Here is an 18590-nt window from a genome sequence, read left to right on the forward strand (position 1 = left end):
ACCATATTGCATTTTGTTGGTGTTCTGTAAAATTCCGTTTTGACAAATTATATATCATCATTACTCCTGAAAAGTTAACTATAACAAATCAGGTGTTGCAATGATCGATTGAATTTGCCGCGGCCTTCTTTGCTCGATAAACGAAGTGAAATATTCGTTTATCGCCCAACATAAGAAGATCTGACTAATAGACAAGATGCATCTATTACTTGGGCGTGTTACGTTCAGAGTATTATCGATACTATTGTAATCGACCCAATAAACCAGTCGATTCAATACATCAGGAGATGATTGATTTTCTAAAAGAATTGCCAAAAAAAGTACTTATACATTTGGCAGCAGGTGCACGAGAAAGGCGCTAAATACTTTAGGGTATCCGATTGGTCGGCGTAAAACTCAGAGCTTGATGAGAGAAGCAGGTTATAGTTGGATATAGGAAAAAATATAAGATAACGACCAGTAGCAAATATAAAAAACGGTCTTGCAGATGTTCCGAGCCGTGATTTTTTTTGCCCAGAGCGCCAGACCGTGCTTATGTATCTATAAATTACTTACCTGTCAACACAAGAGGGTTGGTTCTATCTGGCAGTAGTTATTGATTTATTTTCCAAGAAAAGCTGTTGGCTGGAATATGAATTCAAGGATGAAAGCTGATTTAGTTTGTGATGCCTTGAAAATGACTCTGTGGGCAACGTAAGCCAAAGCTTGGCTTAATTGTGCATTCAGATAGAGGCTCTCAATATACCAGCAATGAGTATCGTAAATTACTCAATGACTGAAAGTGTACTGGCAGCATGATCTCCAATCAATCTAAAAATTAAAAGCATGGTATAATTAAAATTTAAACACATGGTTGTCATAATGGTCAAATCATATATAGCTTGTAAAAAAGAATTAGAACAAGCTTGCCTAGACTATCTTCAGCATACACAGAAGCCGGTTAATAACTTTTTACGTAAACTTGGCGGAGAGAGTGACCCGTTAGGTCCAAAAAATCATTTTTATAACGTCGTTTTGAGTGCTAACTGGCTATTAAAAGGTAATTATGGAGTTGAATATGAAGATTATAAAGATCTTTGCATGCCTGCTACTGCTCTTCTTTTTTTCAGAAAATTACTTGAATACAAGCCTACCGAGGAAGACAAAGAAGATATTCACGTAATGAGTAAATTAAAATTATTCAGACAACAACGCTCTCAATATGAAGGTGCTTTAAAATACTTTGCTATAGAAGAATTGTATCAAAGTCTTCAAAAAACACCCCAGGACTCTCAGGCTCAAATCAACTCAACCGATACCCCCGAGGAAGAAGCAAAAAAGATGCTCAAAAATTTTAAAACAAAACTTCGCGAGCCGGGGATGGCTGATGTTTTAAAGAACAATCGACAATCGGAGGCAGAAAAATTCTTTAAAATTTTATCTGTAGTGGCAAGTATCTTCGGTGTCGGTTTGATAACGACACTGGGTCTAATGATCAATACACTTGTTCAAACTAAAGGTCGTAGTGCTAATTTTTTCACCTCTCACACCAAAGTCCTAAACTATACATTCAATAGAATTGTTGATGAGGAATCTAAAAAAGAAGAAAACAAAGAAATAGAAGAAGAAAAAAAGGACATTGGTTTTCAGCAATAGAGCATAATAAATTTTATTCGGGATTTAAGATAACGGAGTGCAATTTTTCATAGAAATCCTCAATCCAACGAATCAGTGGAGCAAGTTTCCTCTAATAAGGGTCGGCTGATGCACTTGAGGCACTGGCTTGCTTTTATTTATCTGCAAAAAGTTCTCTCAATCCGGATAGCAAAGCCATAAAGAATTCAAGATAATTTTAAACAACAACTGGCGCAAACTTACAAAGACCTAAGTACCCACCGAGCATTGTGGAAGCCTATTATTGCCAATATTCTTATAGCAGCTAAAGGCTCGGCCTTTTAGTTATTTTAGGCAAACTTTTAATCACAGGCAGTGCTTTCTTTGCCCAAACCAATCGTCAAAAATCGGAACAAACTTAAGTGATTTCAAAAAACTTAGGAACGTTACCTCTCACCCTGTTCTTTTATTTTTAGCAATTGTAAATTTTATCACGTGTGCTGGGTGATTCCGGGGGAATTAATGGTCTTTGTCGATTAAGACATTGTTTAAAGCTCTTATATCATTGTTCTTATATTTGACAGTTAGTCTATTGTTAATCAATACTCATAAAGATAACCTGGGAAAGGATCAGTCTATGGGCGGCCGGGATATATGGGCAATAATTGATGATGATAAGGCACGCAGTGAAAAGCTTAGCCTTTTACTTAATTTTGTCAAGCAGCCTTGCCGAGTGTTTGCCTATGATGAATGGCAAAAACCGTTGGCAAAAGAGGCTTTGGCACTGATAGTTGGTGGTACTACTCCTGAAAAAACACGTAAGTTTTTGGAGCAATTGGATGCTGCTCTTTACCATATTCCTGTTGTTTTGATCGATGTGAATTTATCGGAGCGGGAATGTCAAAAATTCAATGTGGTTAAAAGTTTGACTTTTCCATTTTGTTATTCTGAATTGCTGGAAGTGTTACGTTCTATGCCTAAAGATTCAGCATTGGCAGGGGATGCAAATAAAACTACTCCGTTATCGCGAAGCTTGGTGGGGAAAAGCGCTGCAATTCAGGAAATACGAAAGTTGATAGAGCTTGTAGCTAATACGGATGCCACTGTCCTAATATCGGGAGAGTCCGGAACAGGAAAAGAAGTCGTTGCCCGCAATATTCATGAATTATCGTTAAGAGCTCATAAACCCTTTGTTCCCATCAATTGCGGCGCCATTCCTGCCGAGTTGCTGGAAAGTGAATTGTTTGGTCATGAGAAAGGAGCATTCACTGGTGCGATTACTGCCCGGCAAGGGCGATTTGAATTGGCAAACGGTGGAACTATTTTTCTTGATGAAATCGGCGATATGCCGCTTGCGATGCAAGTTAAGCTCTTGCGGGTATTGCAAGAGCGTAGTTTTGAGCGTGTAGGGAGTAACAAAACCATTGCGGTGGATGTACGGGTGCTTGCTGCCACCCATAGGAATTTGGAGCAAGCGATCGCTGCGGGGAGTTTTCGTGAAGATCTATATTACCGGTTAAACGTTTTCCCAATCGAAATGCCAGCATTGCGCGAAAGAAAGGAAGACATCCCGTTGCTTTTTGAAGAATTGACTGCTCGCATGATTGCAAATGGCAAACCTGGCGTGCACTTGTTACCGGATGCGTTCGAAGCGTTACAAGGCTATGATTGGCCAGGTAATGTACGTGAGCTTGCCAATTTGGCAGAAAGATTGTCCATCCTTTTCCCCAATCAAACAGTTAATGAACATGATTTGCCCAAACGATTCCGAATATTGCCAGAAGAAGTTTCCCGGATAAAAAATGAACGAGAACATTTGCTCGATGTGATTGGTAAACAGGATGATGAGATGCAAGCAGGCATTGATTTAAAAAATTATCTCTTGGAAGAAGAGTTAACTCTTATTCGCCGCGCATTGGAAGAATCCGATTGGATAGTTGCCCGCGCGGCGAGTTATTTGCATATCCGTAGAACCACGCTGGTGGAAAAAATGCGTAAATATGGGCTTTCGCGCCCAGAACGCTCAACCACTTAATGGTTTTCGTCTTTGTTCACCTCATTCGGCAGAGGTTCGTTTACAGTTGGTTTTTTCTTGGGCGGAACTTCTGCTTTTGGTTTAAGTTCAGGTTCCACATGAACGCCAGGTACTGATTGTACGGGTTCCACGGCAGGTTTTGGAGGTACCGGGTCCACAGCGGGTTTCGGAGTTTTGGGTTCTGCTGCAGGAGTCGAGCTAATCGTTTCGCCCGGTGTGTGTTGAGCAGTTGGTTTTATAGCTTCTTCATCTTCACGCTTTTGTTTGTAATCGCTGATGATTTCATCAACGCTATTTTTTAAGTCTTTTACCAGCTTTGTCGCCATCGTGCCCAATTCTTTGAGGCTGGGCAACTTGGATTTGAAGTCTCCCATGTTCATGCTCCACAAATTTTTATTCCTATCTATAAGTATATACTTATATTGGAATTTTGCCGGAAAATTATTATTGGATTTACTAAAGAGTGAATCGTAATGCTCTTTCTCTTATGTTCAAACGTCAAATAGTAATTAATAAAACAGGGAAAAAAATAAAATTAGTGTTGATGAGGAGGGCGGCAATATTGAAATCGTTAAAACAGATAAGCTAAAAGATATCCATCTAAAAACCAGCAAGGATAACGATTCGCTTATTTGCATTGCAGGAAGTAATATTGCCGATAATTTTCTGGACAATTAATGATTGTAAAACCAGCACTTTCTAAGACTTTTTATTTTTCAAATATTGCCCATTTAAGGTGTTTTGCTTTCTCTTGCGAATTCTCTCCCTTCAGAAGGTTTGACGTTTGAATTCATTGGTGTTGTCGGGAAGAAAAATTGCATGGGAGAGTTTAAAAAGCTCAGCGTGGGCGATGCGTTTCGGCTTTGTGTTAAATGATTTTCTGCTAAAACTTCTGCAAAAATCTGACCGACTTCCGGGGTTCTTAAGAAGTGCTCTTGCTCTTCTGATTGACTACTGCTTGCCATTGTGGATGTCGGAGTTTGTCCTTCGCTAAAGCTTGCTACCTTCTGTTTCTCTTTCATGGCTTTCTCGTAAGCGTGCAGGTAGCCTTTTGCAAAGGAAGGTCCTCTTCTAAATGTTAAAAGTTTCACCATAGGTAGTTTGGGTTTGTTTTCATTGGCATGCAACTCCCCTAAGCTAGCCCCTTTTTTTTCAATTAATTTTTCTCTTTTATCAGCATATCTTTTGTAAGCATTAATATAAGTCTCTTTATAAAGAGGATGTGCATTTACAAATTCCGGGCTGTTGTCCTCAGGGCAGGGAAGTTTTTGCTGGATGCGTTCTTTTGCGGCATATGCTGCTGCGTTTTTTATACTCTCTTTGCTCCAAAGTTGCTCATCTTTCTTAACAGCAGCTTTTAATTGCTCTTCATATCCAGAAGCTTCATTTAATTCAGTGCGATTACGTTTTTCTGCGACACGAGGCTGCAATGGTTGGTTATTTGATGAGGTTGTGGAGATTTCGGCAGTGATTGTGGGGGCAAGCGGAGTTGAGGCTGCATAATTAGACTGCGATTGCGGTAGGGAAAAATATTGTTGGGTTAATGGATAGGAAAAGTGTGGCGTATTAAATGGCCCTAAAATATCCTCAACACTTAAAGATGGGGTGGGTGGGATTAGAAATAAAGTTGACGCCAGAAATCCTTCAGAGAAATAAGCCTTTAGCGGATTTGAGTTTTGCTCTTGGGGAGAATGAATTCTTTGCCGTTTGCTCTGCTGATACATGGTGATTGCTCACAGATAATGGTGTTCGATTATAGGTCATAAAATACAAATTTACAACGGTTAGTTTTTTGTTTACCCGGAAGAGAACTAATTAGTTGGCCATTTTAATGCAATATGTTTTTTAATGAGTCAGATAATTTCAGCTTCGTCGCCTAGAAGATTTCATACCGGCATAGGTGGTCTCACCTAATCGATGTTCATTATTTAATTTCTCTATTCTTTGCATTAAAAACTATTATATTGGCATGATGTTTCGACAGTATTTCGGTGCGTGATGCGAATAATGGTAATATTTCTCAGTTGTTTTTACGGTCTTATAGAACATGCTCCTTATTTTCTTCATCCAGGGAAAATGTTGCTTCAAAACAGAGCCACTCAGGTTTAATAAAACTTGCACGAATGCGATTTTTTTTTATTGTTTGCCTGATGATTCTTTTCAAAGCGAAATTGCAACGCATAACGGGGCTAGGCTAGCATTCTGAATAGAGTGAATTTAAAGCAGCACTGCTTAATTATGCCAGCCCGTATTGCGTGACCAACCATCATGCCCATGGATGCAGCAATTTCATGGCTGGTTTTAAAAGTTTGCTCATTAAGTTTTGCTTCCCATGCACAGTAATTTTAAAGCAATTGTATGCGGCTTTTTTCTCGCTCAAATATTCATCGCTGGTTTGCAATGAGTCAACTAAGCGCAAATCATACGCATCGCTTGCCAGCCAATGCTCACCTGTGGCCACTTTATCAATATCCAATTCTTGTCGGTTCTCCAAAACATATTGCCGGAAGGATTGATGAATTTTTTCCAAATCTTCCTGAAATTTTTTCCGGCCTTTTTCTGTATTTTCCCCAAAAAGAGTGAGGGTGCGCTTATATTCTCCTGCAGTTAATAATTCAACATCAATATCGTTTTTCTTAAGCCAGCGATGAAAGTTGGGAAGTTGAGCGACCACGCCAATGGAGCCAATAATGGCAAATGGGGCGGCCACAATGTGGTTGGCGACGCAAGCCATTAAGTAACCACCGCTGGCAGCCATTTTATCAATGCATACCGTTAAAGGAATTTTTTTATCCCTTATACGTTGTAACTGTGAGGCAGCAAGCCCATAGCCGTTAACTGCACCCCCCGGGCTTTCTAAGCGGATGACGACTTCATCTTCTGGTTGTGCAACTTCAAGTATTGCCGTAATTTCTTCACGCAGTTGTTCAACCTGAGAGGCTTTTATATCACCCGTAAAATCCAGTACGTATAAAGAAGACTTTGGCTCTTTGCTCTTTTTCTCTTTAGGGAGTTTTTTACCCAGAATTTCTTTATGCATTCTTTGCTGCATGGATTCCCACTGTTTATTTAGGGAGATAATTTCCAGCTTGGGTTTTGGTTTTCGGCCTAAGGCAACTATGCCTGCGACTAACAACAGAAAAGCAATAACCAAGGTAAATGTTTTGAGAGCAAATAGACCATATTGGGCAAGAAAATCCATTGTTTACCTATCAAAAATAAAAAAACCAATTATTACCGGCATCGTTTGCAATCGCAAGCCAGATCTTGCAGGAAGTGTTATTTGGATATAGGCTCCCTTTTTTTAAGTGAAAGAATTAACATGCTTGAAGTTAGCGCGCTTGATTTTGATTATCAAGACAAGCCATTACTGCGTAATATTCAGTTTGCTCTATCACCAGGGCGTCTTTTGCATCTACGCGGTGCCAATGGAGCCGGCAAAACAACTTTACTCCGCTTACTCGCAGGACTATTATCCCAAGCGCATGGCGAAATCCGCTATCAAGGAGTTTCTATCTATGATGATTTACCTTCTTATCAGCAAAATATTTGTTATGTAGGACATAAGCCCGGTATTAGTCTGCTACTTACCGCGCGCGAAAATTACCACTTTGGTTTGCATGACTCGTTAAAGAATGTTTCATTTCAAAAATTAATTGCTCGCTTATCCTTGGAAGGGTGTGAAGATACTCCCGGCGGTTTGTTGTCTGCGGGCCAGCGCCGGCGGGTGGCGTTAATGCGTTTGTTTACAACAAAGGCTTCCTTGTGGTTATTGGATGAACCTTTAGTCGCTTTGGACGCTGATGGAATAATCATCCTAATGGATTGTATAAAAGAGCATCTTAAGCGCGATGGCCAGATTGTATTGACTTCTCATCAAAACCTCCCTTTGCCTGAAAACATGTATGAGGAGTATTGCTTGTGATGAGTCTGGCTACTCTTTTTAAAACACTCCTGCTGCGTGAAGCGTATTTACACTTGCGTCAATTGCGCCTGATCATTAATTCGTTTCTTTTTTTCTGCATGGTTATGGTTTTTTTCCCCCTGACCATTCCCCCCGATCCAGCTTACCTTCGTATTATTGCACCCGGTATAGTCTGGATTGGTTTACTATTGGCAGCGTTGCTGTCGGCAGAGCGTTTGTTTCAACAAGATTTTGAAGATGGAGTCATTGAACAATGGTTGATATCCGGTTATCCCGTCAGTTTGTTTGTTAGCGCAAAAATTCTCCTGCATTGGCTGCTGGTTATGCTGCCATTAATAGTTTTTAGTCCTGTCCTTGCCATTTTATTTTCCCTCAATGCGTATGAAACAGCAGTTCTGGTTATAAGCTTAATTTGCGGATCGCCCGCCATCATGTTTCTTTGTGCACTGGCAGCCATATTCAGTACGGGTTTAAAACAAAAAGGCGTGCTGATGGCTCTTGTTCTACTCCCTTTAACCATACCGGTCATGATTTTTGGCAGTGGCACTCTGAACGCAGCCATGCAGGGATTGCCAGTAGCAGGATTTTTTGCTCTTTTATTAGCCCTGTCGCTTATTGCTGCCGGATTTTTACCTTTTGCTATTGCAGCAGTTATGCGCATTACTTTAGTGGATTGATGGTCTTTTCGGTTTTATTCATGCTATTGGGTTAACAAGCCCTTGGAAGACATGGTAAAATCTGAATCTTTTTCTGATTTAATTATTTCCTATGTGGAAACTATTGTATCAACTGGCTTCGCCTAAAACGTTTTATCAATTGTCCGGAGTCTGGTTGCGGTGGCTTGGGATTGGTGCATTTTTTATTTTAATTGCAGGCTTGCTCTGGGGATTGTTCTTTGCCCCTGCGGATTATCAGCAAGGGGATGCTTTTCGCATCATTTACATACACGTCCCCAGTGCATTTTTATCGATGGCTATTTATGCCTGGATGGGATTTTTGGCTCTGTTGTTACTCGTCTGGCAAATTAAAATGGCAGGTTTAATGTTAGGGGTGGCTGCCCAACTAGGTGCCTGCATGACCTTTCTTGCTTTAGTCACCGGTAGCATTTGGGGCAAACCTATGTGGGGCACTTGGTGGGTTTGGGATGCGCGCCTCACCTCAGAATTAATTTTATTATTCCTCTACGGTGCCATTATCGCCACGGGACATGCTTATCAAAATAAAGAGCAGGGCGATAAAATAATGGCTATTCTCACTTTGGTGGGGGTGGTTGATTTGCCGATCATTCATTATTCTGTGTATTGGTGGAATACCTTGCATCAGGGGGCAACACTAAGTTTATTATCCAAACCCAAAATTCATGTCAGCATGCTGTATCCTTTGTTGTTAACCCTACTTGGGCTTTCTCTTTATTGTGCATTGATGATTTTATCCAAGGCCCGTAGCGAGCTTTTATTACGTGAAAAACGGCAAAGCTGGGTGAAAAATCTGCTCAATGAGGGTAAATTATGAATCAATTTTTGCATTGGTTTGGCATGGGCGGATATGGTTTGTATGTGTGGCCGGCTTATGGGCTTTTAGGAGGCATTTTACTCATGAACTGGGTAAATATTAAATGGCAGCGCAAGCGTACACGGAAAGTTTTACAGCAATGGTATAAGAAGCAGTGACTATGAAACCTGTTCGTAAGCGTAAAATGCTATTGATTGTGTTAATCGTCTCGGTTTTAACATTGGCCACCTTATTGGTTGCTTTTTCGTTAAGCCAAAACATCAGTTTGTTTTATACGCCTGCACAAGTGGCTGCCGGAGAAGCGCCGCATGACAAGCCCATACGCGTCGGCGGTATGGTAGTACAGGGCAGTATCGTGCGCAGCAACAAAGATGACTTAAGCGTGCAATTTCAAATTACCGATTATAAACATACTTTGACTGTGGTTTATCGCGGTATTCTCCCGGATTTATTCCGTGAAGGGCAGGGTATAGTAGCCCATGGTTCACTTGCTGCTGATAATCAATTCCAAGCCAGGGAAGTCTTGGCAAAACATGATGAAAATTATATGCCTCCCGAAGTGAAGGAAGCATTGGCACAAACTTCCAAGGAGGGTAGTGTCCCATGATTGCCGAAGTTGGCTTATTTTCCCTTATTCTTGCCTTATTATTTGCGGTTTTGCTTGCGGTCATACCGGCAATAGGCGTATGGCGTAACTCGGTGCCACTGCAAACGGTAGCATCCCGCTATGCTTTGGCGCAATTCTTATTCATCGCTTTAGCTTACATTTGCCTTACCGTATGTTTTCTGAAAGATGATTTTACCGTGGCTTATGTATTAGCTAATTCCAGTCTGTCGCTGCCCTGGTTTTATAAATTTTGTGCAGTCTGGGGAGGGCATGAAGGCTCGATGTTGTTATGGGTGGGCATTTTAAGTTTTTGGATGCTTGCCGTTGCATTCCTCAGTTCATCTCTAGACCATGCCATGCGCGCCCGGGTATTGGTCATCCTGGGGTTTTTGAGCATTGGTTTTATTCTGTTTTTATTAATGACTTCCAATCCGTTTGCCCGCCAATTTCAAGTTTTAAACAGTCAAGGCCGTGATTTAAACCCCTTGTTGCAAGACCCGGGTTTTTTATTTCATCCCCCTATGTTGTATATGGGGTATGTTGGTTTTTCTGTAGCATTTGCCTTCGCCATCGCTGCATTGTGGGCCGGGCGTATCGAGATGCCGTGGACAAAGTGGACGCGCCCCTGGACTCTGGCTGCCTGGTGTTGCCTCACGGCAGGCATTACTTTAGGGAGCTGGTGGGCTTATCGCGAATTGGGCTGGGGTGGCTGGTGGTTTTGGGATCCAGTTGAAAATGCCTCGTTTATGCCATGGCTGGTAGGCACTGCTTTATTGCACTCTCTGGCCGTAAGTGAGCAGCGCCAGCAGTATAAAGCCTGGACACTACTGCTGGCTATTGCAGCGTTTTCATTGAGTCTTGTCGGTACTTTCCTGGTACGTTCCGGTGTCCTGACTTCGGTGCATGCTTTTGCGGTGGATCCAGAGCGAGGGATTTACATTTTATTATTCTTGCTCATGGTCATTGGCGGTTCGCTGTTATTGTTTGCTTGCAGGGCTCAAACATTGCAAGGTGATGTAAGACCAGAAGTCGTATCACGAGAAAATGCTTTGTTATTAGGGAATGTCATCCTGGTGGTGACCATGCTGACCGTTTTAATGGGGACGGTCTACCCTTTATTAATCGATGGTCTGGGGTTAGGCAAATTGTCAGTAGGCGCTCCTTATTTTAACGCCGTATTCGTGCCATTAATGATTCCCCTGGTTCTCTTGATGGGATTTGGAATGCACCTTAAATGGCAGCAAGACAATGCCAAAAGGATTGTTTGGGCTTTGCGCTGGGTAGGTGCAACTTGCATCGGTTTAGCTTTGTTTTGCATCTGGTTTTTTCATACTGATGCAAATGGCGCTGTATTTTTGGGTTTAGTACTCGCTTTTTGGGTCATATTAAGTACGTTTAAGCTGGTTTATACGCGTTGCAAACAACGCGGCTTGCGAAACATAGGTCAATCTTTTGTAGGGATGGTACTTGCGCATTGCGGTGTGGCTTTTACGATTCTTGGCATAGCGATTTCTTCAGGCTTTGGTATACAAAAAGATGTAAAAATGGCACCGGGAACCCATACATCTTTAGCAGGTTATCAAGTGGAATTTGTACGCGAAACTGCTTTGCAAGGGCCTAATTACCATGGTACGCAAGCTCATTTTAAAATAAGCAAGGGACAGCAGACTTCTACCATTTATCCTGAAAAACGTTTGTATGATGTAGGAAAAATGGCAATGACGGAATCGGCGATCGATGTCACGCCATTTCGTGATATTTACATCGCTTTAGGTGAGCCGCTTAGTGATAACTCCTGGTCTGTGCGGTTATATTACAAGCCTTTTGTGCGCTGGATTTGGGGTGGTGGATTTTTTGTGTTATTTGGAGGCATGCTGGCATTGGCTGATCGTCGCTATTATTCTGCCCGGCAAAAAACAATCCTCGCAACAGCAAAGGAGACAAGAGTATGAAAACCATCTACTGGCGACTGATCCCCTTGTTGTTATTTCTATTGATGACGTATTTTTTTTGGCGGGGTTTATTCTTGAACCCGCAAGCGCTGCCTTCTGTGCAAATTGGCAAAACATTGCCTCCTTTTCAGCTGTCAAGACTTGATAAGGAAGGAGAGCACTTTAATTCCAAAAATCTGCAGGGCAAAGTTGCTTTACTGAACGTGTGGGCAAGTTGGTGTGCTGCCTGTGCCGATGAGCAAGTCTTTTTACTGCAGTTAGCACATGAGGGCATACCCATCTATGGGTTAAATTATAAAGATAATAAGGAACATGCAGCGCAATGGCTAACCGAATGGGGTAATCCCTATAAGCAAATAGGCAATGACACAACAGGCAAGGTCGGCATGGATCTGGGAGTATACGGCACACCGGAAACGTTTTTAATTGATAAAAAAGGGATCATTCGCTATCGTTACGCTGGCATATTGGATGCTGAAATCTGGCAGCGCGAATTTCTCCCACGTATTGCCGAGTTAGAGCGAGCGTCTTCATGATTTACAGAATGGGTATTGCAATCTGTTTGTTTTTCCTGTTAACGGCCAGTTTTGCAGAAACATTGTATCCTTTTGAGAATCGAAAGCAGGAAGCTCAGTTCCAGCATTTATTACGCGAATTAAGATGTTTGGTATGCCAAAATCAAGATTTAGCGGATTCAAATGCAGAGCTGGCAAAGGATTTGCGCAATGAAGTATATCATTTGGTTACGACCGGAAAGAGCGATATTGAAATTACCAATTATTTAACGGCTCGCTACGGTGATTTTATTTTGTTTAACCCACCAATAAAGACGCTCACCTGGATGCTTTGGTTTGGCCCTGTTTTATTTATGGTATTGGGTTTATGGGTTTTTTGGCTTACTTGTTTAAAGCGGCGGCGTAATGAGTGAATGGGCATCCATTTTTAGTTTAAGTATTTTATTAATCACGGCATTAGGGATAGCATTATATCCACTGCGTCCCTATAAAAAACTCAAGACAATGCTTGTCCCCGTACTGAGCGTTGCGGCAGTTTTTGCTTATTATCACTGGGGATCTTGGTTTGAATTGCAGGATTATAAGCAGCAAATAATAAAGCAACAGCAAGCGCAAGCTTTGCTGAGCAAGATACGTAGCCCGCAAGAATTAATTGCCAAACTCAAGGCAAAACTGGATGAAAATCCTAGCGGTGCTCGCGGTTGGTATTTGTTGGGTCGATTGTATGCAAGTCAGGGGCAGTGGAAGGATGCCCGCGAAAGCTTTGCCCAAGCATTCGCCCTTGAGCCTAATGATGAGCAAATTACGGTTAATTACGCGCAAAGTTTGTGGCAGGAAAATCAACGCCACTTCAATGAACCTATTCGTGGGCTTGTCAACCGTCTTTTGCAAATCAATCCCAATCAACCCGATGCATTGGCCATGCTTGCCATGAATGCATTCATGAGCCATGATTACCCTTTAGCAATTCGTTATTGGAGGCAATTGCTAACCGTTGTGCCGCCTGACTCGGACGATGCAAAAGCCATAAAACAAGCTATTGCCAAGGCGGAGCAAGCTGCGCAGGCAACCTAGTTTTTTATAAGCCAAGTTGCAAACAGGGAGAGTAAAACATCATGGTTGATAAAGTGTATCAAGTAGTCGAATTGGTTGGGACTTCGCAGGAAAGCATTGAAGATGCCATCAATAATGCAGTAGCAGAAGCGGCAAAATCACATGGGAAGCTGGATTGGTATGAAGTGCTCGAAACCCGTGGTTTTATCGACGGGAGCAGAAGTAAATATTATCAAGTCCACTTAAAAATTGGTTGTCACGCGCATTAGTAAAGATAAGGTCAGAATATTAAGGTCTGTTGACCATTCATTTCCCGCCTACGTGCCGCGGCTCATCGCGGCATTCAGCAGTTGCGCAAATTAAAGCTACCATCTAATTCATTGCTTAATGAGAGCAGAGTCATAATGGAAAATATGTTTTACAATGCCAAGATCTTGTTTATTCAATCAATTCTTCCGCCTCTCTGAGCGCTTCCAAAAATGGTTGTCCGTATAAATTTAACTTATACTGGCCAACGCCAGGAACAGTTAGAAATTCTTTCAAATTCTTGGGTTTGATTTTTACCATTTCCTGTAAAGTGGAATCGCTGAAAATCATGAATGGTGGTTTATCTTCTGCTTCAGCCAATTTTCGCCGCAAGGCGCGTAAAATTTCGAATAAAGGACTTTTTTCGGCAGCAGACAAACGTTCTTTTTTTCTGGATAATTTTTCCTGTAATTCAAATGCTTGTATGGGGAGTCTTATGGTTTCTTCATTCCGTAAAACGGGAATGGCTTTGGCAGTTAACCGCAATACATTGTAATGTTCAACATCTTGTTTACAATAATTGCGGTGGATCAATTGCCAGACGAGATATCTCCAGTATGCGACCGGTTTATCTTTGCCAATAGCAAAAGTCGATAATTGCTCATGGCCAGCATCTTTTATTTTTTCAGAATTGCTGCCACGCAACACATCGATGACATAAGTGATGCCGTAATTTTGTTTCAAACGGTAAATGCAGGATAATATTTTTTGTACCTCCACCGTCACGTCAGCCGTTTGCGGCGGGTGATCGCAGACATCACAATAGCTACAGGTGTCTTCACACTCTTCATCAAAATAGTGAAGTAAAATTTGCCGGCGGCAATGTTGAGCCTCGGCAAAGGCCAGCATGTGATTTAATTTGTTATTCTCAATACGACGCTGTGTCTCTTGAGGCTGCGTTGCGATTAAGCCGCGTAATCGTGCACTATCGGCCGGATCGTAAAGCAATAAAGCTTGTGCTGGTAAACCATCTCGCCCGGCGCGTCCTGTTTCCTGATAATAACTTTCAATGTTTTTTGGTAAATCATAATGCACAACGAAACGCACGTTTGATTTATCAATTCCCATACCAAACGCGATGGTTGCGACGACGATGTCGATGCGATCGTAACGAAAGAGGGTTTGTACTTCCCGTCGCTCTTCGTAGGAAAGGCCTGCGTGGTATCCACGAGCCTTACAACCATATTCCTGTAGCTTACTCGCCACCCGCTCGACAGCAGCGCGTGTGCCGCAATAGATAATTCCTGATTGCTGCTCTTGGGTTTCTAGGAATTGCATCAGTTGTTTGACAGGATTTGCTTTAATGAGCACCCGATAATAAATATTGGGGCGATTAAAAGAGGCAATATATGATTTAGGCTGATAGCGTAATTTATAAATAATATCCAGCTGAGTTTGTTTATCGGCAGTGGCCGTTAATGCAATGATGGGTACGTGTGGAAATTGCTCTTTCAACATGCCAAGCGCTGCGTATTCTGGCCGGAAATCGTGTCCCCATTGCGATATACAATGCGCTTCGTCGACAGCAAATAAAGCAAGTTTACAGTCTTGCAACCGCAGAAGAAATGAGCTGCTCAATAAACGTTCAGGCGCAATATAAAGAAGGTCAAGATCCTCATTGTGTAATTGTGCCAAAACCGAGCGTGCTTCGCTGCTTGATAAAGAAGAATTATAATAGGCGGCTTTGATTCCTTGTGATCGCAATGCAGCCACTTGATCTTCCATAAGGGCAATGAGGGGCGATACAACAATGCCCACGCCAGCACGGAGTATGGAAGGTATTTGATAACATAACGATTTACCCCCGCCAGTAGGCATGAGCACTAAAACATCTTTACCAGTTACAACATCATCTATAATGTTTTCCTGTGGGGGGCGAAACGCAGTAAAGCCGTAGTGATGTTTTAAAATTTCAATCGCCGTGGTTGGTTTTTGCTCAAAAATTTCCATGTGCCTTTCTTTTTTTTCTTTCACGGGCGCTAAAAATTGGCAATAATACCATCTAATTAAAGATTATCCAGAATTCATAAAATTATTTAGCATCTTTAAGCAGATGAAAAATTTTGGAGGGACGATGCAATTTCAATTAAAGGAAGAACACTATGCTTTCCGTGATATAGCAGCGGAATTTGCCCGTAATAAATTATTGCCCAATGCAGATGATTGGGATGAGCAAAGTTATTTTCCTATTGAAATTTTTCGTGAGGCGGCTCAACTTGGTATGGCAGGGATCGTTGCTCAAGAAGATATAGGCGGCTCTCAATTGACCCGTTTAGATGCTGCGTTAATTTTTGAGCAGCTGGCAACAGGATGCGTAAGCACCAGTGCTTACCTGAGTATTCATAATATGGTCACTTCATTAATTGACCGTTATGCGGACAAGAGTTTGCGTGCCGAATGGGGGCCGCGCCTGACTTCCATGGAGGCATTTGCAAGTTATTGCCTGACTGAGCCTGAATCCGGTTCAGATGCTGCTTCCCTAAGAACTTATGCTGCAATTGATGGAGATGATTACATCATTAACGGTGCCAAGGCTTTCATTTCCGGGGGAAGCGTGAGTGATGTGTATTTATGCATGGTTCGTACTGGCGATGAGTCACCTCGGGGGATTACTTGTTTGCTGGTAGAAAAAGACAGGCCCGGTTTAAGCTTTGGGAAGCTTGAAAAGAAAATGGGCTGGCGCAATCAGCCTACATCCATGGTTTATTTTGAAAATTGCCGTGTTCCTGTTTCCAATCGGGTAGGTGATGAAGGGATGGGATTTAAAATTGCCTTAAATGCTTTAAATGGTGGACGCGTCAATATAGCCGCTTGCTCCATTGGCGGTGCAACCGCCTGTCTGCGTCTTACGCAAGCTTATCTAAATGAACGCAAACAATTCGGCAAAGTACTAGGTAAAATTCAAGCCCTGCGTTTTTATTTTGCCGATATGCTGACTGATTTCGAAGCGGCTCGCCTGATGGTTTACAGGGCGGCGCAATCTTTGGATATTAATGATCCCAATGCTCCCATGTATTGCGCAATGGCCAAGCGCCTAGCGACTGATGCTGCCTTTCAAATCAGCGACAAAGCGATGCAAATGCATGGAGGTTACGGGTATTTGCGCGATTATCAAATTGAACGCATTTTTCGTGATCTGAGAGTCCATCAAATTTTGGAGGGCACGAATGAAATTATGCGCGAGATTGTAGCCAAGGCTACTTTGGATGAAGAATTTTTTATTGATTAACATGGATTAAGGAGTTGGCAATGACGCTGGTAAACTTGATTGAACAAGAATTAGATAACGATGGCATTTTAACTCTTACGTTAAATCGGCCGGATAAGTTAAATGCATTAAGCACTGAAGTTTTAATGAAGCTTGGTGAGGCATTTTCTTCTGCTAAAGCTAATCCCATGGTAAAGGCATTATTGCTTACTGGCAAAGGAAAAGCGTTTTGTGCTGGCGCGGATATCGCGCGTCTTGCGGAATGCGATGCGCAAAGTGGTTACGAATTCGCCTGTTTTGGCCAGGATGTATTTCGCCAACTGGAAACGCTAGGCAAGCCTTCGTTGGCTGCTGTCAATGGCTATGCTTTCGGGGGCGGATGCGAGCTGGCCATGGCTGCCACGCTTAGAACTGCAGCTGCCACCGCCCAATTTGGACAACCGGAAGTGAAGTTGGGCGTTATTCCCGGGTATGGCGGTACACAGCGGCTGGGGCGTTTGGTTGGTAAAGGGCGGGCTCTTGATCTTTGCCTGACTGGAAGATTTATTGATGCTGAGACGGCTTTGCAGTGGGGATTAGTCAATGCAGTGGTTCCTGCAGAAACATTACTCGAAGAAAGCAGGCGTATGCTGAAAACTATTTTAACCATGGCGCCCTTGGCCATTAGCAGTGTGCTTGAAGTGATTGATAAGGGTTATGACATGGCACTTCCGGACGCATTGCATCTTGAGGCAGTGCATTTTGCCAAAGTTTGTGCCAGTAAAGATAAGGTAGAAGGAGTCGCGGCTTTTTTAGAGAAGCGCCCCGCACAATTTAAAGGGATTTAACATGAGTGACGAAATTATTTTTACGCGTGAAAAGCATTTAGGGCTCATTACCTTAAACAGGCCGGCTGCGTTAAATGCCCTAACTCTACCCATGATTTTGGCAATGCAAGAGCAATTGCAAGCGTGGGAGGAAGATAAAAATATTGCTGCTGTAGCAATTCGCGCCAGTGAAGGCAAAGCATTCTGCGCCGGTGGTGATGTTCGCTGGCTATATGAGACAGGGAAGAGGCGAGATCCGCAACAAATGCAGTTTTTCTGGCATGAATATCGTCTCAATCATTTTATTCACCATTTTAAAAAACCTTATATTGCGCTGCTGGATGGCGTTACCATGGGTGGCGGCGTGGGGATTTCTTTGCACGGTTCTCATCCCGTTGCTACTGAACGCTTTATTTTTGCCATGCCTGAAACCACCATTGGTTTTTTCCCAGACGTAGGTGCCAGCTATTTGCTGGCACGCTGCCCTGGGCAGCTGGGTATTTATTTGGGTCTTACTGGTAACCGCTTGCAGGCTCTTGATGCCTATGCTTTGGGCTTGATTAGATATAGTGTTTCTTCTGCACAAATTGGCAATATCCTAGATGAACTGATAGCTGCTGATTTATCTTATGATGCATCCTGCAAGGTAAATTCATGTTTGCAGAAATATGCAGTTTCCAAGCCTGACGTATCCATTAAGCCATTGGAATCTTTCGTAAACAGCGTATTCCAATATGAAACGGTAGAACACATTTTCACGGCACTTGCTAAGCAGGAAGATGAGTGGTACGTAGATACATTGAATGTATTGCAACAAAAAGCACCACTTAGTTTGAAGGTTACTTTAACGCAAATCCGGCAAGCCAAACGGTTGGATTTGGCCGCGTGTTTGCAGGTTGATTATGCATTAGTGCATCATTTTATGAGAGATCATGATTTTTATGAGGGAGTGCGTGCCTTGTTAGTTGACAAGGATAAGTCGCCCCGCTGGAATCCTGCGACACTTTCAGATGTTTCCGAGTTAAAAGTGCAGCAATATTTCGAAGGCACGGATAATTTATTCTTTATTGAACCCTGA

Annotated in this window: 20 protein-coding genes and 1 pseudogene; 17 read left to right on the forward strand and 4 right to left on the reverse strand. The window is 42.4% G+C overall.

Annotation, left to right across the window (positions count from 1 at the left end):
• Positions 1-307: 307 nt before the first annotated feature.
• The 4 genes and pseudogenes from ELY11_RS12805 to ELY11_RS08630 all read left to right on the forward strand — a co-directional run bounded on the left by ELY11_RS12805 (position 308) and on the right by ELY11_RS08630 (position 3628).
• A complete protein-coding gene (locus ELY11_RS12805) occupies positions 308-436 on the forward strand; it encodes a hypothetical protein (RefSeq protein WP_407656448.1) in 129 nt (42 codons plus the stop codon).
• 110 nt (positions 437-546) lie between these two features.
• A pseudogene (locus tag ELY11_RS12635) lies at positions 547-770 on the forward strand (DDE-type integrase/transposase/recombinase); the annotation flags it as partial.
• Positions 771-861: 91 nt separating this feature from the next.
• Positions 862-1635 (forward strand): hypothetical protein, encoded by a 774-nt coding sequence (locus ELY11_RS08625; protein WP_126954773.1) that lies wholly within the window; start codon positions 862-864, stop codon positions 1633-1635.
• Positions 1636-2230: 595 nt separating this feature from the next.
• Entirely contained in the window at positions 2231-3628 is a 1398-nt protein-coding gene (locus ELY11_RS08630) for a sigma-54 dependent transcriptional regulator (RefSeq protein ID WP_127033119.1), read from the forward strand.
• Here ELY11_RS08630 and ELY11_RS08635 read toward each other — a convergent pair.
• The 3 genes from ELY11_RS08635 to sohB form a co-directional block, all read right to left on the reverse strand.
• Entirely contained in the window at positions 3625-4002 is a 378-nt protein-coding gene (locus tag ELY11_RS08635; RefSeq protein WP_127033121.1) for a hypothetical protein, read from the reverse strand. The two genes, ELY11_RS08630 and ELY11_RS08635, sit on opposite strands and share 4 nt — an antisense overlap.
• A 357-nt stretch (positions 4003-4359) precedes the next feature.
• On the reverse strand, positions 4360-5352 hold the full coding sequence (locus ELY11_RS08640; protein WP_126954769.1) for a hypothetical protein: 993 nt from the start codon (positions 5350-5352) through the stop codon (positions 4360-4362).
• Positions 5353-5894: 542 nt separating this feature from the next.
• On the reverse strand, positions 5895-6830 hold the full coding sequence (gene sohB, locus ELY11_RS08645) for a protease SohB (RefSeq protein ID WP_127033123.1): 936 nt from the start codon (positions 6828-6830) through the stop codon (positions 5895-5897).
• A 120-nt stretch (positions 6831-6950) separates the two neighbouring features.
• On the opposite strand from sohB, the gene ccmA reads away from it, so the two are divergent.
• The 10 genes from ccmA to ELY11_RS08695 all read left to right on the forward strand — a co-directional run bounded on the left by ccmA (position 6951) and on the right by ELY11_RS08695 (position 13461).
• A complete protein-coding gene (gene ccmA / locus ELY11_RS08650; protein WP_126954767.1) occupies positions 6951-7553 on the forward strand; it encodes a cytochrome c biogenesis heme-transporting ATPase CcmA in 603 nt (200 codons plus the stop codon).
• A complete protein-coding gene (gene ccmB, locus ELY11_RS08655; protein WP_126954777.1) occupies positions 7553-8230 on the forward strand; it encodes a heme exporter protein CcmB in 678 nt (225 codons plus the stop codon). The genes ccmA and ccmB overlap by 1 nt, the downstream gene beginning before the upstream one ends.
• 91 nt (positions 8231-8321) lie before the next feature.
• Entirely contained in the window at positions 8322-9065 is a 744-nt protein-coding gene (ccmC, locus tag ELY11_RS08660) for a heme ABC transporter permease CcmC (RefSeq protein ID WP_126954766.1), read from the forward strand.
• The gene (ccmD, locus tag ELY11_RS08665; protein WP_126954765.1) at positions 9062-9223 is read left to right on the forward strand and encodes a heme exporter protein CcmD; all 162 of its coding nucleotides are present in this window, start codon (positions 9062-9064) and stop codon (positions 9221-9223) included. Before ccmC ends, ccmD begins: the two co-directional genes overlap by 4 nt.
• Before the next feature lie 2 nt (positions 9224-9225).
• Positions 9226-9672, forward strand: a complete 447-nt coding sequence (gene ccmE / locus ELY11_RS08670; RefSeq protein ID WP_126954764.1) for a cytochrome c maturation protein CcmE — start codon at positions 9226-9228, stop codon at positions 9670-9672.
• Complete coding sequence (locus tag ELY11_RS08675; protein WP_127033125.1) at positions 9669-11624, forward strand: heme lyase CcmF/NrfE family subunit; 1956 nt, start codon at positions 9669-9671, stop codon at positions 11622-11624. Before ccmE ends, ELY11_RS08675 begins: the two co-directional genes overlap by 4 nt.
• The gene (locus ELY11_RS08680; RefSeq protein ID WP_126954762.1) at positions 11621-12160 is read left to right on the forward strand and encodes a DsbE family thiol:disulfide interchange protein; all 540 of its coding nucleotides are present in this window, start codon (positions 11621-11623) and stop codon (positions 12158-12160) included. Before ELY11_RS08675 ends, ELY11_RS08680 begins: the two co-directional genes overlap by 4 nt.
• Positions 12157-12552, forward strand: a complete 396-nt coding sequence (locus ELY11_RS08685) for a cytochrome c-type biogenesis protein (protein ID WP_199741526.1) — start codon at positions 12157-12159, stop codon at positions 12550-12552. The genes ELY11_RS08680 and ELY11_RS08685 overlap by 4 nt, the downstream gene beginning before the upstream one ends.
• Complete coding sequence (locus ELY11_RS08690) at positions 12545-13213, forward strand: tetratricopeptide repeat protein (RefSeq protein ID WP_126954761.1); 669 nt, start codon at positions 12545-12547, stop codon at positions 13211-13213. The genes ELY11_RS08685 and ELY11_RS08690 overlap by 8 nt, the downstream gene beginning before the upstream one ends.
• A gap of 41 nt (positions 13214-13254) precedes the next feature.
• Positions 13255-13461: a dodecin gene (locus ELY11_RS08695; protein WP_126954760.1), complete on the forward strand. Its 207-nt coding sequence runs from the start codon at positions 13255-13257 to the stop codon at positions 13459-13461.
• Between the two features lie 169 nt (positions 13462-13630).
• Here the strand turns inward: ELY11_RS08695 and recQ are convergent, their stop codons facing one another.
• Positions 13631-15448 (reverse strand): DNA helicase RecQ, encoded by a 1818-nt coding sequence (recQ, locus tag ELY11_RS08700; protein WP_126954759.1) that lies wholly within the window; start codon positions 15446-15448, stop codon positions 13631-13633.
• Positions 15449-15572: 124 nt separating this feature from the next.
• Between recQ and ELY11_RS08705 the strand changes: the two genes are divergently transcribed.
• The 3 genes from ELY11_RS08705 to ELY11_RS08715 are packed head-to-tail and all read left to right on the forward strand — an operon-like array spanning position 15573 to position 18590.
• Positions 15573-16727 (forward strand): acyl-CoA dehydrogenase family protein, encoded by a 1155-nt coding sequence (locus ELY11_RS08705; RefSeq protein ID WP_127033127.1) that lies wholly within the window; start codon positions 15573-15575, stop codon positions 16725-16727.
• A gap of 20 nt (positions 16728-16747) precedes the next feature.
• Positions 16748-17533, forward strand: coding sequence for an enoyl-CoA hydratase/isomerase family protein (locus ELY11_RS08710; RefSeq protein WP_126954757.1), 786 nt, complete (start codon positions 16748-16750; stop codon positions 17531-17533).
• 1 nt (position 17534) lies between these two features.
• Complete coding sequence (locus ELY11_RS08715) at positions 17535-18590, forward strand: enoyl-CoA hydratase/isomerase family protein (RefSeq protein ID WP_126954756.1); 1056 nt, start codon at positions 17535-17537, stop codon at positions 18588-18590.

This window comes from Legionella septentrionalis (assembly GCF_003989745.1).
GTDB lineage: Bacteria > Pseudomonadota > Gammaproteobacteria > Legionellales > Legionellaceae > Legionella_A > Legionella_A septentrionalis.

Bases quoted from the DNA above. Each gene is read 5' to 3' on its own strand.
- ELY11_RS08625 (WP_126954773.1), top strand. From the start codon at position 862: ATGGTCAAATCATATATAGCTTGTAAAAAAGAATTAGAACAAGCTTGC.
- ELY11_RS08630 (WP_127033119.1), top strand. From the start codon at position 2,231: ATGGGCGGCCGGGATATATGGGCAATAATTGATGATGATAAGGCACGC.
- ELY11_RS08635 (WP_127033121.1), bottom strand. From the start codon at position 4,002: ATGGGAGACTTCAAATCCAAGTTGCCCAGCCTCAAAGAATTGGGCACG.
- ELY11_RS08640 (WP_126954769.1), bottom strand. From the start codon at position 5,352: ATGTATCAGCAGAGCAAACGGCAAAGAATTCATTCTCCCCAAGAGCAA.
- sohB (WP_127033123.1), bottom strand. From the start codon at position 6,830: ATGGATTTTCTTGCCCAATATGGTCTATTTGCTCTCAAAACATTTACC.
- ccmA (WP_126954767.1), top strand. From the start codon at position 6,951: ATGCTTGAAGTTAGCGCGCTTGATTTTGATTATCAAGACAAGCCATTA.
- ccmB (WP_126954777.1), top strand. From the start codon at position 7,553: ATGAGTCTGGCTACTCTTTTTAAAACACTCCTGCTGCGTGAAGCGTAT.
- ccmC (WP_126954766.1), top strand. From the start codon at position 8,322: ATGTGGAAACTATTGTATCAACTGGCTTCGCCTAAAACGTTTTATCAA.
- ccmD (WP_126954765.1), top strand. From the start codon at position 9,062: ATGAATCAATTTTTGCATTGGTTTGGCATGGGCGGATATGGTTTGTAT.
- ccmE (WP_126954764.1), top strand. From the start codon at position 9,226: ATGAAACCTGTTCGTAAGCGTAAAATGCTATTGATTGTGTTAATCGTC.
- ELY11_RS08675 (WP_127033125.1), top strand. From the start codon at position 9,669: ATGATTGCCGAAGTTGGCTTATTTTCCCTTATTCTTGCCTTATTATTT.
- ELY11_RS08680 (WP_126954762.1), top strand. From the start codon at position 11,621: ATGAAAACCATCTACTGGCGACTGATCCCCTTGTTGTTATTTCTATTG.
- ELY11_RS08685 (WP_199741526.1), top strand. From the start codon at position 12,157: ATGATTTACAGAATGGGTATTGCAATCTGTTTGTTTTTCCTGTTAACG.
- ELY11_RS08690 (WP_126954761.1), top strand. From the start codon at position 12,545: ATGAGTGAATGGGCATCCATTTTTAGTTTAAGTATTTTATTAATCACG.
- ELY11_RS08695 (WP_126954760.1), top strand. From the start codon at position 13,255: ATGGTTGATAAAGTGTATCAAGTAGTCGAATTGGTTGGGACTTCGCAG.
- recQ (WP_126954759.1), bottom strand. From the start codon at position 15,448: ATGGAAATTTTTGAGCAAAAACCAACCACGGCGATTGAAATTTTAAAA.
- ELY11_RS08705 (WP_127033127.1), top strand. From the start codon at position 15,573: ATGCAATTTCAATTAAAGGAAGAACACTATGCTTTCCGTGATATAGCA.
- ELY11_RS08710 (WP_126954757.1), top strand. From the start codon at position 16,748: ATGACGCTGGTAAACTTGATTGAACAAGAATTAGATAACGATGGCATT.
- ELY11_RS08715 (WP_126954756.1), top strand. From the start codon at position 17,535: ATGAGTGACGAAATTATTTTTACGCGTGAAAAGCATTTAGGGCTCATT.